Below are 13,901 nucleotides of genomic sequence, written 5' to 3' on the forward strand. Positions count from 1 at the left end.
AAACGCTCGCATCGCTCGAGTGGAATTGCGCCAAACCCTCTTCGCGATGAGCCGGCCCCGACCGGGCCGCCGGGCGGACGAGCAACCCGGCGAGCAAGCCCGGCGAGCGGACCCCCGACCGCCGGCCTCAGACGTCGTCGACGCCCAGCGGGGTCGCGTCGAACTCGCCGGACAGCGCCGACACCGCGCGTGCGAGCCGCAGGTCCCGCTGGGTGACGCCGTCCACGTCGTGGCTGCGCAGGTCCAGAGTCACCTCGTCGTAGCTCCACAGCAGGTCGGGGTGATGGTTCTGGCCGTTCGCCGCCTGCCCGATGGCGGAAACCAGGTCGATCGCGGCCTGCGGCGACTCACACACCGCGGTGTAGGTCAGGGACCCCTCCGAGAACGCCCAGCCGGGAAGGTCGGCGAGACCTTCCTCGATCTGCTCCTCGGTCAGGCGGGTGTTGTCGTCTGCGTCTGCGCTCATGCCGCCAAGTCTGTCAGTTTCCGGGTCAGGGTGCTCGCCTCCACCACCCACACCCCGGCAACGCGGTCACCGGCCGCACCCCGCCTACCCTGGGAGCGTGGAACCCACCGTCACCCCGCAGCCGATCGGCGCCGGCCGCTACGCCCCCAGCCCCTCGGGCGACCTGCACCTGGGAAACCTGCGCACGGCGGTCATTGCCTGGCTGCTCGCGCGCGACTCGGGCCGGGCGTTCCGGATGCGGGTCGACGACCTCGACACCGCCCGTGCCCGCCCCGGCGTCGCCGAGCGTCAACTGGCCGACCTCGCTGCGATCGGCATCGACTGGGACGGCGGCATCATGTGGGAGTCCGAGCGCTTCCCCGCCTACGCCGCCGCAGCCGACCGGCTCGCCGACCACGGCCTGGTCTACGAGTGCTACTGCTCCCGCCGCGAGATCGCCGAGGCCCCGCGCGCCCCGCACTCCCCGCCGGGTTCCTACCCGGGCACCTGCCGCGACCTTCCCGAATCCGAACGCGCCCGCCGCCGCGCCACCCTCGGGCCGGGGCGGGTCCCCGCATTGAGGCTCCGGGCCGAGGTCACCGAGCTGACGATCACCGATCGGGTGCACGGCGTCTATACAGGTGTTGTGGATGACGTGGTCCTGCGCCGGGGCGACGGCGTGTGGGCGTACAACCTCGCCGTCGTCGTCGACGATGCCGCGCAGGGCGTGGACCAGGTCGTCCGCGGCGAGGACCTCCTGCCCTCCACGCCGCGCCAGGCCTACCTCGCCGACCTGCTCGGCCTCGCGCGCCCCGAGTACGTGCACGTGCCGCTCGCGGTGAACGCGGCCGGGGAGCGGCTCGCCAAGCGGGACGGCGCGGTGACGTTGGCCGACCTCGCCGAGGCGGGGACGACGACGAGGGCCGCCGTCGCCCGCATCGTGGCCTCGCTGGGTGGGCCCGAGGGCTCGGACTCGATCCACGACCTTCGGGGCCGGGTCACTTTCGAGGCGTTGCGATCCGGGCCCTGGGTGTTCGGCTGACCGGCGGGCCGATCGTCGGCTGGTCGCTGGCCGATCGCCGGCTCTGTCCCACACGGCCACGCGCCCACGCCCCCGCTCACCCCGGTTGCAAGACACCGCCATGCAGTTGCCAGACAAAATGTGCGTTCCAAGGGCGAGAAAACGCACCGGATGTCTTGCGACCGGAGGGGCGTGTCTTGCAACCGAGGGTGGAGGGTGGTGGCCGGGCTAGGCGGGGCGATGGCGGGGCGAGCTCGATCGGCTGGGCGGGCCACGAATTCGCCACGCACAGACCTCGGCGCGGATAATCGACGCCCGTGACCACTTCATCGCACAAGAATCCAGATCCGCTCGGGACTGGGCGGCCGGACGGGAACACTCCCGAGCCGGCGCGCAGCACCCCCTCCGCCCGCGACCGGGCCGTGTTCGCCGCGGTCGCCAGCCCCTACTACGGCTACCTCATCGCCCTGTTCGTCGGCGTGATGCTCATCAGCAACGTCGCCGGGACCAAGGGCGTCCTCCTCTTCCCGGACCTGGGCTTCGAGCTCGGTTTCCTCTCGCTCGACGGGTTCGTCACCGACGGCGCCTTCCTGCTCTTCCCGCTGGCCTACGTGCTGGGCGACGTGATCAGCGAGGTCTACGGCTTCCGCGCGATGCGCCGCGTCGTGATCTCCGGGTTCGCTGTGCTCGCCCTGGCCGCGCTGACGTTCACCATCACCACGCAGCTGCCGCCGGCCCCGTTCTATGAGAACCAGGACGCGTTCGAGGCGGTGGCCGGCGTCGTGCCCCAGTTCTTCCTCGCGGGCCTGGCCGGTTACGTGGTGGGCGAGCTGCTCAACTCGTACGTGCTGGTGTGGATGAAGCGCCGCACCGGCGAGAAGAGCCTGTGGGCGCGACTGCTCGGCTCGACCGTGGTGGGCCAGCTCGCGGACACGCTGGTGTTCTGCACGATCGCCGCGCCGGCGCTGGGCATGGTGCTCGGCTCGGGCGACTACTGGAACTACGTGGCGATCGGTTTCGTCTGGAAGACGCTGGTCGAGGCTGTCCTGCTGCCGGTGACGTACCTGGTCATCGGCTGGATCAAAAAGCGCGAGCCCACCTACCAGGCGGCACTGGCAGGCTCGGCGGGCTGAACTTGCCCGGCGACGCTGGCAGACTCGGTGGGATGACCTCGCGCGACCACCCGGGCGGCGGGCGCGGTGTGTCCGACGCCCGCGTGCTGGGCCCGACCGTCGACGACCAGACCCGCTGCGTGCACTACGCGGGTCCGCTGGATGTCATCGCGATCCGCTTCCACTGTTGCGGCGAGTTCTATCCGTGTTTCCGCTGCCACGCCGACACCGCGGACCATGCGGTGTCGGCGTGGCCGAGGGCCGAGTTCGACACCCACGCGATCCTGTGCGGCGTCTGCCGCGCCATGCTCGCGATCAGCGACTACCTCGAGGCCGACGCCTGCCCGTCGTGCGCGTCGCCGTTCAACCCGGGCTGCTCGCTGCACCACTCGATCTACTTCGAGTAACGGCCCCCGCCCCCACCACCTCGTCGAGTGGTCGCAGATCCGGCAAATCCCGAAGGCGCCTTTGGGAGAACGCGAGGGGGTGAGACCACTCGGCGGCGCGCCGACTGCTGCACACCGCCCGGGGAGTCAGGGATTGGATCCCTTCACCAGCCGCGTGGCCAGATCGAGATGCGCTCGGATCACGGCCACCCGGTCGTTCTCGGTGGTCTCGCGCGAGAGGTCCCGCGCTCTAGTGCCTGCCGTGAGCCGGGAACGCCAGCCTGGCCGTCACCGCTTCTGCGCGTAGTACCGCCCCATGAACTCCGTCTTGTAGGCGAGGTACTCGTCGGGCCCGGCGGCCATCGCGGCGCGCACGTCGTCGACGAGCCGCACCACGAACGCCAGGTTGTGCAGGGTCAGCAGGGTCTGACCGAGGAACTCCTTGGCCTTGAACAGGTGGTGGATATAGGCGCGCGAGTACTCCCGCGACACCTCGGAGAAGCCGCCCGCGTCGAGGGGCGAGTGATCGTGGCGGAACTGCGCCCGCGTCATGTTGACGCGCCCGTCCAGCGTGTAGATGCCACCGTGCCGCGCGAGCCGGGTCGGCGCCACGCAGTCGAAGGTGTCGGCGCCGTTCTCCACCGCGGTGAAGATGTCGTCGGGCTCGCTGATCCCCAGCAGGTGCCGCGGCCGGTCCTCGGGCAGCTCCTCGGTGCACCAGCCCACGATCGTGCCGAGTTTCTCCTTCTCCAGCGCCCCGCCGATCCCGTAGCCGCCGAACCCACGCCGCCCCTCGGACTCGGCGCGATCGCTCATCTCGACGAGACCCCGCACGGCCTGCCGCCGCAGGTCCTCGAACTGGGCACCCTGCACGACGCCCCACAGCGACTGCCCCGGCCGGTGCGTGCGTTCCAGCGACAACCGCTGGTGCTCATCGAGGCACCGCTGCGCCCAGCGCCGGGTCCGCTCCACCGAGCTCTCCTGGTACCTGCGCGTGTTCATCAGCGTGGTGAGCTCGTCGAACGCGAAGAGGATGTCGGCGCCGAGCCCGTGCTGGATCTGCATGGACACCTCCGGCGAGAAGCGGTGCCGGGAGCCGTCGAGGTGGGAGGTGAAGGTGACGCCGTCCTCGTCGACCTTCGCCAGCCGCCCCTGTCCCTTGTTCGTCGCGGAGTCGTCGGGTTTGGCCGCAGCGCCGGCGGACATCTCGATCACCTTCTTGAACCCCACGCCCAGGCTCATCACCTGAAAGCCGCCGGAGTCGGTGTACGTGGGCCCGGGCCAGCGCATGAACTCGCCCAGGCCGCCGGCGGCGTCGAGCACGTCGTGGCCGGGCTGGAGGTACAGGTGGTAGGCGTTGGCGAGCACGGCCTGCGCGCCGGTCGAGCGGATCTGTTCAGGAGTCAGCGTCTTGACGGTGGCCTTGGTGCCGACGGGGATGAACGCCGGCGTGGCGATGTCGCCGTGCGGGGTGCGGATGACGCCCGTCCGCCCGCCGGCGGTGCCGTCGAGAACCATCCGCTCGCCCACGTCGAAGGTGGTGGGGCGGGTCGAGGAGGGCGCGTGGTCCGACATGCGTCCATCGTGGCACGTCGGGCGGGGCGCAACGGCCGTGCCCCTAGGATGACCGGTGGTGTCCGGACCCCGAAAACGCGAAGGTGGGAACCGAGGCGCTGGAATCGACGACCAGCGAGATAGCCAGGACGACTGCGAGAACGACGACGAAGACGACGACAAGGTGGCCGATGACCTCAGTAGGGAGCCGGAGACTCTCTCGGCAGGAACGCAGAGCCCAGCTGGTCGGGTTCGGGATCCGACTGCTGGAGACCACGCCCTTCCATGCTCTGTCGCTGGACGACGTGGCCGAACGCGCCGGCGTCTCCCGAAGTCTGATGTTCCATTACTTCCCCACGAAACTGGACTACCTCACCGAGGTCGTCCGGTCAGCGGCCGATCACGTGCTGTCGCTGACCGAGGTTCCCGAGGGCACGCATGCGGACGGCGGCACCCGGGCGATCATCACCGCGCTGGTGCGCTTCATCCAGCGGCGCCGCGACAACTACGTCGCGGTCCTACGGTCGGGTCGTGCTGTCGATCCGGCGCTGGAGCGGGTCATCAACAGCATGCACCGCACCATCTGCTTGCGCATCCTCGCGAGCGTCGGCGTTGCCGACCCCCAGCCGATGACGTTGGTCCTCACCCGCGCCTGGCTGGCCGGGATCGAGGAGCTCGCGCTGCTGGGCGAGGAGTCGGGGCAGCCGCAGAAGTCGATCATCGACTCGGCGCTCACCACGCTGTTCGCTGTGGCGACACTGCCGGACTTCGCCGACCCCGTCTACGCCACGGACAGCCCCTCGGCCTGAGCCACCGCACCCCGCGACCGCGCCGCCGCGGATAGCCCGGCTGGGACGACGAGAGCCCCGGACCTCTGAACGAGATCCGGGGCTCTCCCCTTGGCGGTGGCGGTGGGATTTGAACCCACGGTTGGGGGTTACCCAACAAAGCATTTCGAGTGCTTCACCTTCGGCCGCTCGGACACGCCACCGCGAAGTACGTTACTAGAAACCGGCCCCGTCGCGAAAATCGCCGGGACATCCGCCGACCGGCGGCCGGTCAGAGCCTGTTCAGGGCGGGTTCTGACCGGCCGAAAGACGGAGTCAGTCCTTGTTGCCGGTGATCTTGCCGGCGACCTCGTTGGCCTTGTCCTTGAGCTTCTCGGCGCCCTGCTTGAGGTTCGCCGAGCCCTGGTCGGCCTGGCCCTCGGCCTGCAGATCGCGATCACCGGAAGCCGCTCCCGCGGACTCCTTCGCGCGCCCGGCCAGCTCCTCGGCCTTGTTCGAGAACTTATCTCCCACTCCCATGTGGTGCTCCTCTCGATCGCGGCGCCGCTGTCTCGGCGCCTCGTGAGGCCCACCGTACGTAGGCGAGGTGAACGACTCCACCGCTCGCAGGTCACGATCGGATCACCGTCGGGCGCGGAAGAAGTCCTCGAGGAGCGCGGCACACTCGGCCTCGAGAACGCCTCCGCGTACCTCCGCCCGGTGCACGAGCCGTCGGTCGCGGACCACGTCCCACAGCGACCCGCAGGCTCCGGTGCGCGGCTCCCAGGCGCCGAAGACGATGTGTCCGACCCGCGCCGCCACCGCCGCCCCGGCGCACATCGTGCAGGGCTCCAGCGTTACCACAAGGGTGCAGTCCTCGAGCCGCCAGCCGTCGCCGAGGACCCGGGCGGCCTCCCGCAGCGCGAGCACCTCGGCGTGGGCGAACGGGTCGCCGTCGGCCTCGCGCCGGTTGGCGGCGGCGGCAAGCTCACGTCCGTCCGGCCCGAGCACGATCGCGCCGACGGGCACGTCCCCGGCCGGCGCCCCGGCGGCAACGGCGAGCGCCCGGCGGACCAGCGCCTCGTCGGCGGCTTGGCGCGACGGTGAACTCACGAGTCGGGCAGGTGCCGCTCGAGCTCGTCGGCGAAGTCCATCCGCTCGGCCACCGACTGCAGCTGCTCGTCGGCATAGAGGTCGGTCTCGGAGACGATGATCTCGAGCACCCCCTCCGGCAGCCCGAGATCCTCGAGGATCGCCATGTCGCCCTCACCCCACGGGTCGGTGTTCTCGAGCTCCTCGTCCGACAGGTCGGGCACCTCCACGTTGAGCTCGTCGAGCACATCGGCGGCGAGGTCGTAGTCCAGCGCCGCGGTGGCATCGGACAGCAGAAGGCGCATCCCGGACGGGCCGGGCCGCAGGATCACGAAGAACTCGTGGTCCACGTCCACCAGCCCGAACGAGGCCCCCTCGGTACGCAGCGAGCGGACCTGGCGGGCGGCGTCATCGAGGCTGGTCAACGCCGTGTCGGCCAGGCGCGTGATGTGCCAGGCCCCACCCTCCTGCATGACGCCGAGGGCGTAGCCGGTCACGGCGTCGTCGCCGGCGTCACTCCCACTGTCGCGGGAGCTTCGGTCGAAGGTGCTGGCCATGGGCTCAACCGTAGTCGGCTGTGAGAACCTTGTCAGGTGACGGATGCGAGGAACGTGTGCGTGCTCGGCGTCGGTCTGATCGGCGGCTCGCTGATGCGGGCGCTCGGGCCTGACAGGGCGTTCGGATGGAACCGGTCGGCCCCCACCGCGGAGGCCGCCACGGCGGCGGGTTTCGACGTCTCCACGGATCTGGCCCACACCCTCGGTCGGGCCGCGCGGGAGGACGCCCTCGTCGTCGTCGGCGTCCCTCTCCCCGCCCTCGACGCGACGCTGGACGCGGTGGCCGAGCACGCGCCGGGCGTCGCCCTGACCGACGTGATCAGCGTCAAGGGGCCCGTCCTCGAGGCGGTGCGGCGGCGCGGCCTGGCGGCGCGGTTCGTCGGCGGGCACCCCATGGCGGGCACCGCACACTCGGGCTGGGACGCCACGGGTCCGGACCTGTTCCGCGGCGCGACCTGGCTCGTCGCCGCCGACGACGACGCCGACCCCGACACCTGGCAGCGCGTCGCGGCGATGGCCGGCGACTGCGGGTCGCGCCTGGTCTCGGCCACTTCCGCCGAACACGACGCGGCGGTCGCCCGGATCTCCCACGTCGGGCACGTGTTGGCCGAGGCGCTCGCGCTGGCCGGGGCGCGCGGCGGCGACCTCGCGTTGGCGCTGGCGGCGGGCTCGTTCCGCGACGGCACCCGCGTCGCCGGCACCGCGCCGGACCTGGTGCGCGCGATCTGCGAGCCCAACCGCGACGCGCTGCTCGGCGTGTTGGACGAGTGTCTGGCCGACCTGACCGCCGCGCAGGAGTCGCTGGCGACGGACGGGACGCTCGGGCCGCTGATCGACGACGGCCACCGCGCGCGCCGCGCCTACGAGGACGTACAGGCGGGCCGGGGTGGCGCCGGAGGAGACGATGACGACGACAACGCCGTCACCGACGAGGCGATCACGATCCGTCCCGGCGCGCCGGGGTGGCTGGACGTGCTGCGGGCAGCGGGTTCGCAGGGCCGGGCGGTGCGCCTGGCCGACTGATCCGCCCTTCAGATCGAGGGGCGGGATCCACGGGGCGCGCGGGCGCGCGCATCGAGATACTCAGGCGCGCGGCAACCGGGCCGATGAGTTCCGGCTCAGGCGGGGATACTCAGACGCGCCGGCTCAGACCCGGCACGTCGAGGATCATGCCGTCGGCGTCGACCGTAGCGCTGGTCGAGGCGGTGGCGGTGATGCCGTGGATGTGCTCGTCGTCGGAGGACATGGTGACCGTGTCCTCGGCGACCTCGAGCGTCAGCGAGTCCACCGACAGTACGCGCGCCTCCGCGGAGCCCTGCTGGGTGTTCAGGCCGAGGCGGCGGATCATGAGGCTGGCAAAGAACACGCTGTAGGTGACGTCGACGTCCTTGACGCCCTCGCCGCCGACGCGGGATCGGGTGTCGGTGGGGTCGTCGAGCAGCCACGACCCCTCGGCGTCGCACACCAGGTCGATGGTGCGCTCGTACTCCTCGGTGGTCACGGTGAGACGCACGCGGCGCGGCGAACAGTCGGCCGAGATCTCCGCCTCGTACTCGACCGTAAAGGCGTCGTGATCCGAGTGGGTCGCCGAGACGATGCGCCCCCGGGCGCGGGTCGCGTCACCCTTCGGGAGGACTCTGACCTGCTCGATAACCCTGCCGGTCTCAGAGATCCACGTGTACATGCGGGGAGCCGACGCACGCTGTGCTTCGGACAGCGGCGCGGGCGACTGAGAAGCGTTCACAGACTCCACGGTAGGGAAAGTGACACCGAAACGCACATCAGTCCACGTTCCGGGCGCCCGCCACCGGTTGATTTCCCGCCGTCGACGTGGCCTCGACCACCTCGGGGACGTGCGCACGGGTATCGGAGTCAGCGCGCCTGCAGCTCCACGCGGGCCCGCCGCCACGGGTACAGCGTGACGTTGCGCGAACGCGGCCACTCCCGGCCGCGGCCCACCGGCACGAGCCGGTACCGCTGCAGCACCTGCTGGAGGATGACCTGCCCCTCCATCATCGCGAACGAGGCCCCGATGCAGCGCCGCGCGCCGCCGCCGAACGGCAGCCAGGTGGTGGGCGTGGGCACGTCGCCGAGAAAGCGTTGCGGGTCGAAGTCCTGCGGCGACGGGTAGGAGTCGGCCGACCGGTGCGCCAGGACGATCGACGGCGAGATCGTCACCCCGCGCGGGTACTCGCGCCCGCCCACGGTGGCCGGCTCCTGCAGCTCCCGCATGACCATCGGCACCACCGGGTGCAGGCGCAGCACCTCCTTGATGACGGCGTCGAGGTATTCGGTGTCGGCGGCGGCAGCCCCGTCCTCGTAGGCGTCGACCGCAGCCATCTCGTCCACGCAGCGCTCCTGCACGCCCGGGTGGCGGGCCAACTCGAGCATCGCCCACGCCATGGCGGTGGCCGTGGTCTCGTGCCCGGCGGCCACCAGCGTCATGAGTTGGTCGCGCAGCTCCGCGTCGGTCAGACCCTGCGCGTCCTCTGCGGAGGCCCGCACGAGCAGCGCCAGCAGGTCGCGACGCTCGGCCAGCGCCGGGTCGCGGCGGGCCTGCTCGATCTCCTCGCCCAGGAACTCGTGGATGGCCGCCAGATCGCGGACCTCCCGCTTCCACGGACCGATCCCCCGCAGCGCGGGCATCCCCAGGCCGATCATCACCACGGGGCCGGCGTCGACGGCGCGGGCCACGATCGGTCGCATCCGATCGAGCCGCGCGGTGTCGGAGACACCGAACACCACCCGCAGGATCACCTCGAGGGTCAGCTCGTTGAGCAGCACGTGCGCGCGCACCCGCCCCGAGCGCGGCCACCGGCCCAACTGCTGGGCCGTGACCTGCTCGACGAGCCCGCGGTAGCCGGCGATCTCGCGGCGCCCGAACGCCGGCGCCAGCAACCTCCGGGCACGGGCGTGGTCGCCGCCATCCTGGAGTAGCAGCGAGTGCACACCGAGGAGCGGCCGCAGCAGGTCATTGCCCTTACCGGCGTGGAAGACCGACGGCGAGCCGGCGAACACGTCCTTGACCTGCGCCGGCTCGGAGACCGCCACGATCTTTCGCCGCTGCGGCAGCATCGTGAGCGTGAACGGCACCCCGTACCGCTTCGCCGCGGCGGGGAAGAGAACGACAGGTGCCGACAGTGCGAGCAGTGCCTGCAGCAGATTCGGCAGCCGTGGACCCGGAGGAAGACGAACGTCCATGTCGGCTACCGTACGAGCGGCGACCGTCCGCCGCAGCCGGTCGGGCCAGACCGCGTCAGCCGCCCGGCGGAAACCGGCGGGTCGCCGGACGTTCATCACAATGGTCTCGTCGTCGTCGCCCTGTGCGCCTACCGTGGGGTACATGGCTCTGCTCCCCGTGGACATGGACGCCACGCCCGAGGACCTCGTCTCGCTCCTGGCCGTGGACGCCGCCGTGCGCGCCGCGGTCGGACTCGAGCACCACCGCCCCACCGCCGCCGCCCTGCACTGGGTCGGCGATGAGGACATGTGGATGGCGCTCGTGCGCCCCGGCGACGGCCGCGCGCTGCTCGCCGGTTGGCACCACGAGTTCTCCCTCACCGAGGGCAGCGGCCGCGGCGGCGAGGCCGGCACCGACCTGGTGGGCGACGCCCCCGGATGGTGGCGACGCGGCGTCGAGCACGCGCGCTCCCACGACACCTACCTGGGCTTCCTGTACGGCTGGGACGGCAGCCGGTGGTGGCGCCTGGACCAGCCGGTCGACGACGGTTTCGACCCCGAACTCTTCCCCGCCACGCCGCTCGCGCTGCGCGACATCATCGACGGCCTCGCCGACGACACCCTGCTCGACGCACCCGACCGTGACGCCGTGGACGCGCTGATCGCCGCCGGCGCCGAACTCACCGCCGAGCAGCTGACGGCCGTCCTCCACGCCCCCGACGGCTGGCCCGAGGTCGACATCGAGGCCGGGGTGCGCGCCGCCCGCGACTTCCGCACCGCCGTGCCCGCCTGAAGCGGTCTCTCGCGAGGCCCCGGGTGCGGCCGGTCCCCCGCTCGCGCGCAGCCACGGCGGATTTTCTGCCACGATGGTCCCCGTGAAACGACTCGGCTACGTCGCGATCAAGCGGCTCGCCCTCGAGACCCTGGGATGGGCGCTCGTGGTGCTCGGCATCGCGGCGTTGTTCCTGCCCGGCCCCGGTCTGCTCATGTTGTTCGCCGGGATGGTCGTGCTCTCCCAGCAGTACGCCTGGTTCGAGAAGCGCGTCGACCCCGTCAAGCGGCTGGCCATGGAGGGCGCCTCGCGTGGCGTTCAGACGTGGCCGCGCATCGCCGCATCGCTGCTCGGCGTGGCCTGGCTGGCCGGGATCGGCGTCTTTTGGGGGATCCACCCGCCCGCGCCCGCGTGGTGGCCACTGTCGCCGGAGTTGTGGCTCGTCGGCGGCTGGGGCACCGGTGCGACGCTCCTCTTCTCCGCGGCCCTCGCCCTGGCGCTGCTGATCTACTCGTTCCGCCGGTTCCGCGGCAGCCCGTACGACCACGCGCTGGAGGTCGAGCGCGAGAACCAGCGCCACGCCGCCCGGCGGCTCGAGCGGCAGCAGCGCCGCGACGCCCGACACGGTGCCGAACCGGCGCACGCCCCGAGTCGCCCCGGATCGTCACCTCACTGATACCCGGCAGGCCCGGCAATTGGCTATGATCTAGATCACAGTCGGGACGGTCCGGGCCGCGCCGCGTACCCCCTTGTCGACCGCCCCGTCGAGAGAAGGGGCTTTCGTCGTGACCGTTCAGCTCATCGAGATCACCGAGGACGTCGCCGACCGCATGCAGGTCCTCACCACTCCGACGCCCAGCCAGGTGGGCGACGCCCGGATGATCATCATCGACCTGCTCGGCTCGGGGCCGTCGTGGCCGCTGGCCGTGCTGGTCAACCACGTATGCACCGCGTACGAGGCGCCGGACGGCGAACGCCTCATGGTCGACCTGCGCGACCGCGAGGAACTGGCCGACGACGAGCTGCGCGACGAGCCCGCGCTCAAACACGTGCGCTGGGTCCGCGCGACACGGACAGCGCTGCACGAGCTCACGTCGGCGCGCGAGGTGGTGTGGAGCCTGCCGTCGGACGACCCGGACGAGGTCGACCACCCGGAGGTGGAAGTTCTCATGTCCGGGGCGAGGCCCCGCGCGTTCCGGATCTACGTCGGCGAGCCGCTGCCCGACGGGTCCGTGTCGCTGCGGTAGGGGTTGCCCGCCCAGCCCTGGCCGCCGCCGGGCGCCCACGCACCCGCCGCCTGCCCGGCCGGGCCACCGCCCTCGGCGGGTGACGGGTCGGCGCCGGTGGGGACAGCGGCAGTGTCGTCGTCCCCTCCCCGGTAGCGCACCGCCACGGCCAACATGACCGCGCCGACCACGATGAACGACAACACCCGGAACAACCCGGGCAGCGTCGCGAGGTCGAGGAACAGGAGTTTGGCGAGCGCGAGCGCGCCCAGCACGAACCCGAGCTTGCGCGCGTCGGCCACGCGCGGGCTGTCGGTGAGCACGAGCCACGCGGCGCAGCAGATCCACAGCACGGTCACGACGAGGTGCGCGGCCAGGAAGCCGTTGCGCGGATCGCCGGCCAGGTCGCCGAGCACCACGCCGGCCGCCACCAGCATCACCGACAACGCCGCGAGCGCCACCACGGCCCCGACCATCACCGCGCGCGAGGATGCGCCGGGCAGTCGCCGCCCGAGCCACCAGGTCACCACGACCGCCAGCACCGCGAGGGCGAACGAGGCCGCCACGTCGACGTAGGTGAACTCGCGCACCGCCAGCCGTTCGCTCAGTGCGAGCTGCGGCTGGTTGACCCCCAGGTACACCAGCAGGGCGAGCCCCGCGACGATCCCGGCGACCCACTCCAGCCAGGGCCGCGCCCACTGCCCAGCGGCGAGCACGTACGCGATCGCCGTGAGCGTCAGCGCAAGACCCGTGGTGGCCTGGCCGTCGAGCGATCCCCAGGCGGCCACCAGCAGCACGCTGCCGACGCACCCCGTCACCGCGGCGAGCAGCAGGCCGGCCCCGCGCCGCACATCGCCGGCGGCCACCGCCGCCCGCCCGAAGACGTAGGCCAGGACCAGGTACACCGCGGCGAGAACGACCCCGACGGGCCAGCCCGGCTCGAGGTAGGTGAGGACCTGGAAGGTGAGCAGGGGGACGGCGCCGGGGACGACGACGAGGGCGGCGTACTCGGCCACCGGCTCCCTGCGGGACGAGTCGTACCAGGCCACCGCTACTGTCACGACCGCAAAGACGAGCGCGGCCACGATCAGGCCGATCTGGTCACCCTCGGGGCCGGTGTCGGAGGAGGCGAGGTAGCCGGTGAGCATGAACGCGGGCGGGACAGACCAGATCAGGCGGACCACGAGGCCGAGCTCGGCGGCGAGCACAGCGGTGGCGATGCCGACTATGACGAAGAAGATCGGCAGCTCGGGGCCGCTCGAAATGAGTGGGGACAACGCCATCGTGCCGGCCGCAACCAGCCCGGCCAGCACCGCGGACCTCCAGCGCTGGGCCAGGGTCATCCCGACCAGCGCGAGGCCGCCGACGAACATGTAGGCGGCCGGCCCCGGGATCCACTGGTAGAGCACGGAGCTGGCGATCACGTCGAGCATCGCCGCGGCGAGGCCGGTCCCCACCAGTGCCAACGCGCCCGGGTTGACCGGCCGGCCCTCGGTGGCCTCGTGTCGCGACTGCAGCCGCAGGCCCAGCCCCACCAGGATGACGGCCAGGACCGCGGCGCCGATCACGCGGGCGATCGGCGGGAACAACCCGGCCTGGATGGCCACGACCAGCAGGAACGCGACTCCCGCGAGCATGATGGCGCCACCGATGGCGGCGATGACCATGGCGGCGTTGATGCGCGAGGGCCGGGCGGGCCGACCCTGCGCCGGCACGGGCCGCCACGGCCGGTCGCCGGGCTGCGGCGACCGCGGGGTCCGGGAGCGGGTCTTCGACATCCGTAGTGGGC

At 71.7% G+C, this 13,901-nt stretch carries 16 protein-coding genes and 1 tRNA gene; 8 read left to right on the plus strand and 9 right to left on the minus strand.

From position 1 onward, the window contains the following. Positions 1–127: 127 nt before the first annotated feature. The gene (locus K3888_RS15200; protein ID WP_230931121.1) at positions 128–466 is read right to left on the minus strand and encodes a 4a-hydroxytetrahydrobiopterin dehydratase; all 339 of its coding nucleotides are present in this window, start codon (positions 464–466) and stop codon (positions 128–130) included. 97 nt (positions 467–563) lie between these two features. Here K3888_RS15200 and gluQRS point away from each other — a divergent pair, with 97 nt between their 5' ends. The 3 genes from gluQRS (at position 564) to K3888_RS15215 (ending at position 2,985) form a co-directional block, all read left to right on the plus strand. Next, a complete protein-coding gene (gluQRS, locus tag K3888_RS15205) occupies positions 564–1,487 on the plus strand; it encodes a tRNA glutamyl-Q(34) synthetase GluQRS (protein WP_230931122.1) in 924 nt (307 codons plus the stop codon). A 296-nt stretch (positions 1,488–1,783) separates the two neighbouring features. Continuing rightward, the gene (locus tag K3888_RS15210) at positions 1,784–2,599 is read left to right on the plus strand and encodes a queuosine precursor transporter (RefSeq protein WP_230931123.1); all 816 of its coding nucleotides are present in this window, start codon (positions 1,784–1,786) and stop codon (positions 2,597–2,599) included. A gap of 32 nt (positions 2,600–2,631) precedes the next feature. Continuing rightward, positions 2,632–2,985 (plus strand): CHY zinc finger protein, encoded by a 354-nt coding sequence (locus K3888_RS15215; RefSeq protein ID WP_230931124.1) that lies wholly within the window; start codon positions 2,632–2,634, stop codon positions 2,983–2,985. Positions 2,986–3,252: 267 nt separating this feature from the next. On the opposite strand, the gene tgt is transcribed toward K3888_RS15215, so the two are convergent. Next, complete coding sequence (gene tgt / locus K3888_RS15220) at positions 3,253–4,539, minus strand: tRNA guanosine(34) transglycosylase Tgt (RefSeq protein WP_230931125.1); 1,287 nt, start codon at positions 4,537–4,539, stop codon at positions 3,253–3,255. A 170-nt stretch (positions 4,540–4,709) separates the two neighbouring features. Between tgt and K3888_RS15225 the strand changes: the two genes are divergently transcribed. Next, positions 4,710–5,327, plus strand: coding sequence for a TetR/AcrR family transcriptional regulator (locus K3888_RS15225; protein WP_230931126.1), 618 nt, complete (start codon positions 4,710–4,712; stop codon positions 5,325–5,327). A gap of 91 nt (positions 5,328–5,418) precedes the next feature. Here the strand turns inward: K3888_RS15225 and K3888_RS15230 are convergent. The 4 genes from K3888_RS15230 to K3888_RS15245 all read right to left on the minus strand — a co-directional run bounded on the left by K3888_RS15230 (position 5,419) and on the right by K3888_RS15245 (position 6,934). Beyond that, positions 5,419–5,509: transfer RNA gene (locus tag K3888_RS15230), tRNA-Ser, on the minus strand. Between the two features lie 112 nt (positions 5,510–5,621). Continuing rightward, complete coding sequence (locus K3888_RS15235) at positions 5,622–5,825, minus strand: CsbD family protein (RefSeq protein ID WP_230931127.1); 204 nt, start codon at positions 5,823–5,825, stop codon at positions 5,622–5,624. 102 nt (positions 5,826–5,927) lie between these two features. Continuing rightward, positions 5,928–6,398 carry a nucleoside deaminase gene (locus K3888_RS15240; protein ID WP_230931128.1) on the minus strand — a complete coding sequence of 157 codons (471 nt, stop codon included), beginning with the start codon at positions 6,396–6,398 and terminating at the stop codon, positions 5,928–5,930. Further along, positions 6,395–6,934, minus strand: a complete 540-nt coding sequence (locus K3888_RS15245; protein ID WP_230931129.1) for a tRNA adenosine deaminase-associated protein — start codon at positions 6,932–6,934, stop codon at positions 6,395–6,397. Before K3888_RS15245 ends, K3888_RS15240 begins: the two co-directional genes overlap by 4 nt. A gap of 36 nt (positions 6,935–6,970) precedes the next feature. Between K3888_RS15245 and K3888_RS15250 the strand changes: the two genes are divergently transcribed. Then, entirely contained in the window at positions 6,971–7,957 is a 987-nt protein-coding gene (locus K3888_RS15250; protein WP_308282005.1) for a prephenate dehydrogenase, read from the plus strand. 109 nt (positions 7,958–8,066) lie between these two features. Here the strand turns inward: K3888_RS15250 and K3888_RS15255 are convergent, their stop codons facing one another. Beyond that, positions 8,067–8,678 (minus strand): putative glycolipid-binding domain-containing protein, encoded by a 612-nt coding sequence (locus K3888_RS15255; RefSeq protein WP_230931130.1) that lies wholly within the window; start codon positions 8,676–8,678, stop codon positions 8,067–8,069. A 128-nt stretch (positions 8,679–8,806) separates the two neighbouring features. Then, positions 8,807–10,279 carry a cytochrome P450 gene (locus K3888_RS15260; protein ID WP_230931131.1) on the minus strand — a complete coding sequence of 491 codons (1,473 nt, stop codon included), beginning with the start codon at positions 10,277–10,279 and terminating at the stop codon, positions 8,807–8,809. On the opposite strand from K3888_RS15260, the gene K3888_RS15265 reads away from it, so the two are divergent. The 3 genes from K3888_RS15265 (at position 10,278) to K3888_RS15275 (ending at position 12,133) form a co-directional block, all read left to right on the plus strand. Beyond that, complete coding sequence (locus K3888_RS15265; RefSeq protein WP_230931132.1) at positions 10,278–10,907, plus strand: hypothetical protein; 630 nt, start codon at positions 10,278–10,280, stop codon at positions 10,905–10,907. The two genes, K3888_RS15260 and K3888_RS15265, sit on opposite strands and share 2 nt — an antisense overlap. A gap of 73 nt (positions 10,908–10,980) precedes the next feature. Beyond that, positions 10,981–11,562, plus strand: coding sequence for a PGPGW domain-containing protein (locus tag K3888_RS15270; protein ID WP_230931133.1), 582 nt, complete (start codon positions 10,981–10,983; stop codon positions 11,560–11,562). A gap of 109 nt (positions 11,563–11,671) precedes the next feature. Then, positions 11,672–12,133: a hypothetical protein gene (locus K3888_RS15275; protein ID WP_230931134.1), complete on the plus strand. Its 462-nt coding sequence runs from the start codon at positions 11,672–11,674 to the stop codon at positions 12,131–12,133. Here K3888_RS15275 and K3888_RS15280 read toward each other — a convergent pair. Further along, the coding region (locus K3888_RS15280; protein ID WP_230931135.1) for a DUF2339 domain-containing protein at positions 12,088–13,901 on the minus strand (1,814 nt) is incomplete at its 5' end. The genes K3888_RS15275 and K3888_RS15280 overlap by 46 nt on opposite strands.

The organism is Dietzia aurantiaca (assembly GCF_021033825.1).
Taxonomy (GTDB): Bacteria; Actinomycetota; Actinomycetes; order Mycobacteriales; family Mycobacteriaceae; genus Dietzia; species Dietzia aurantiaca.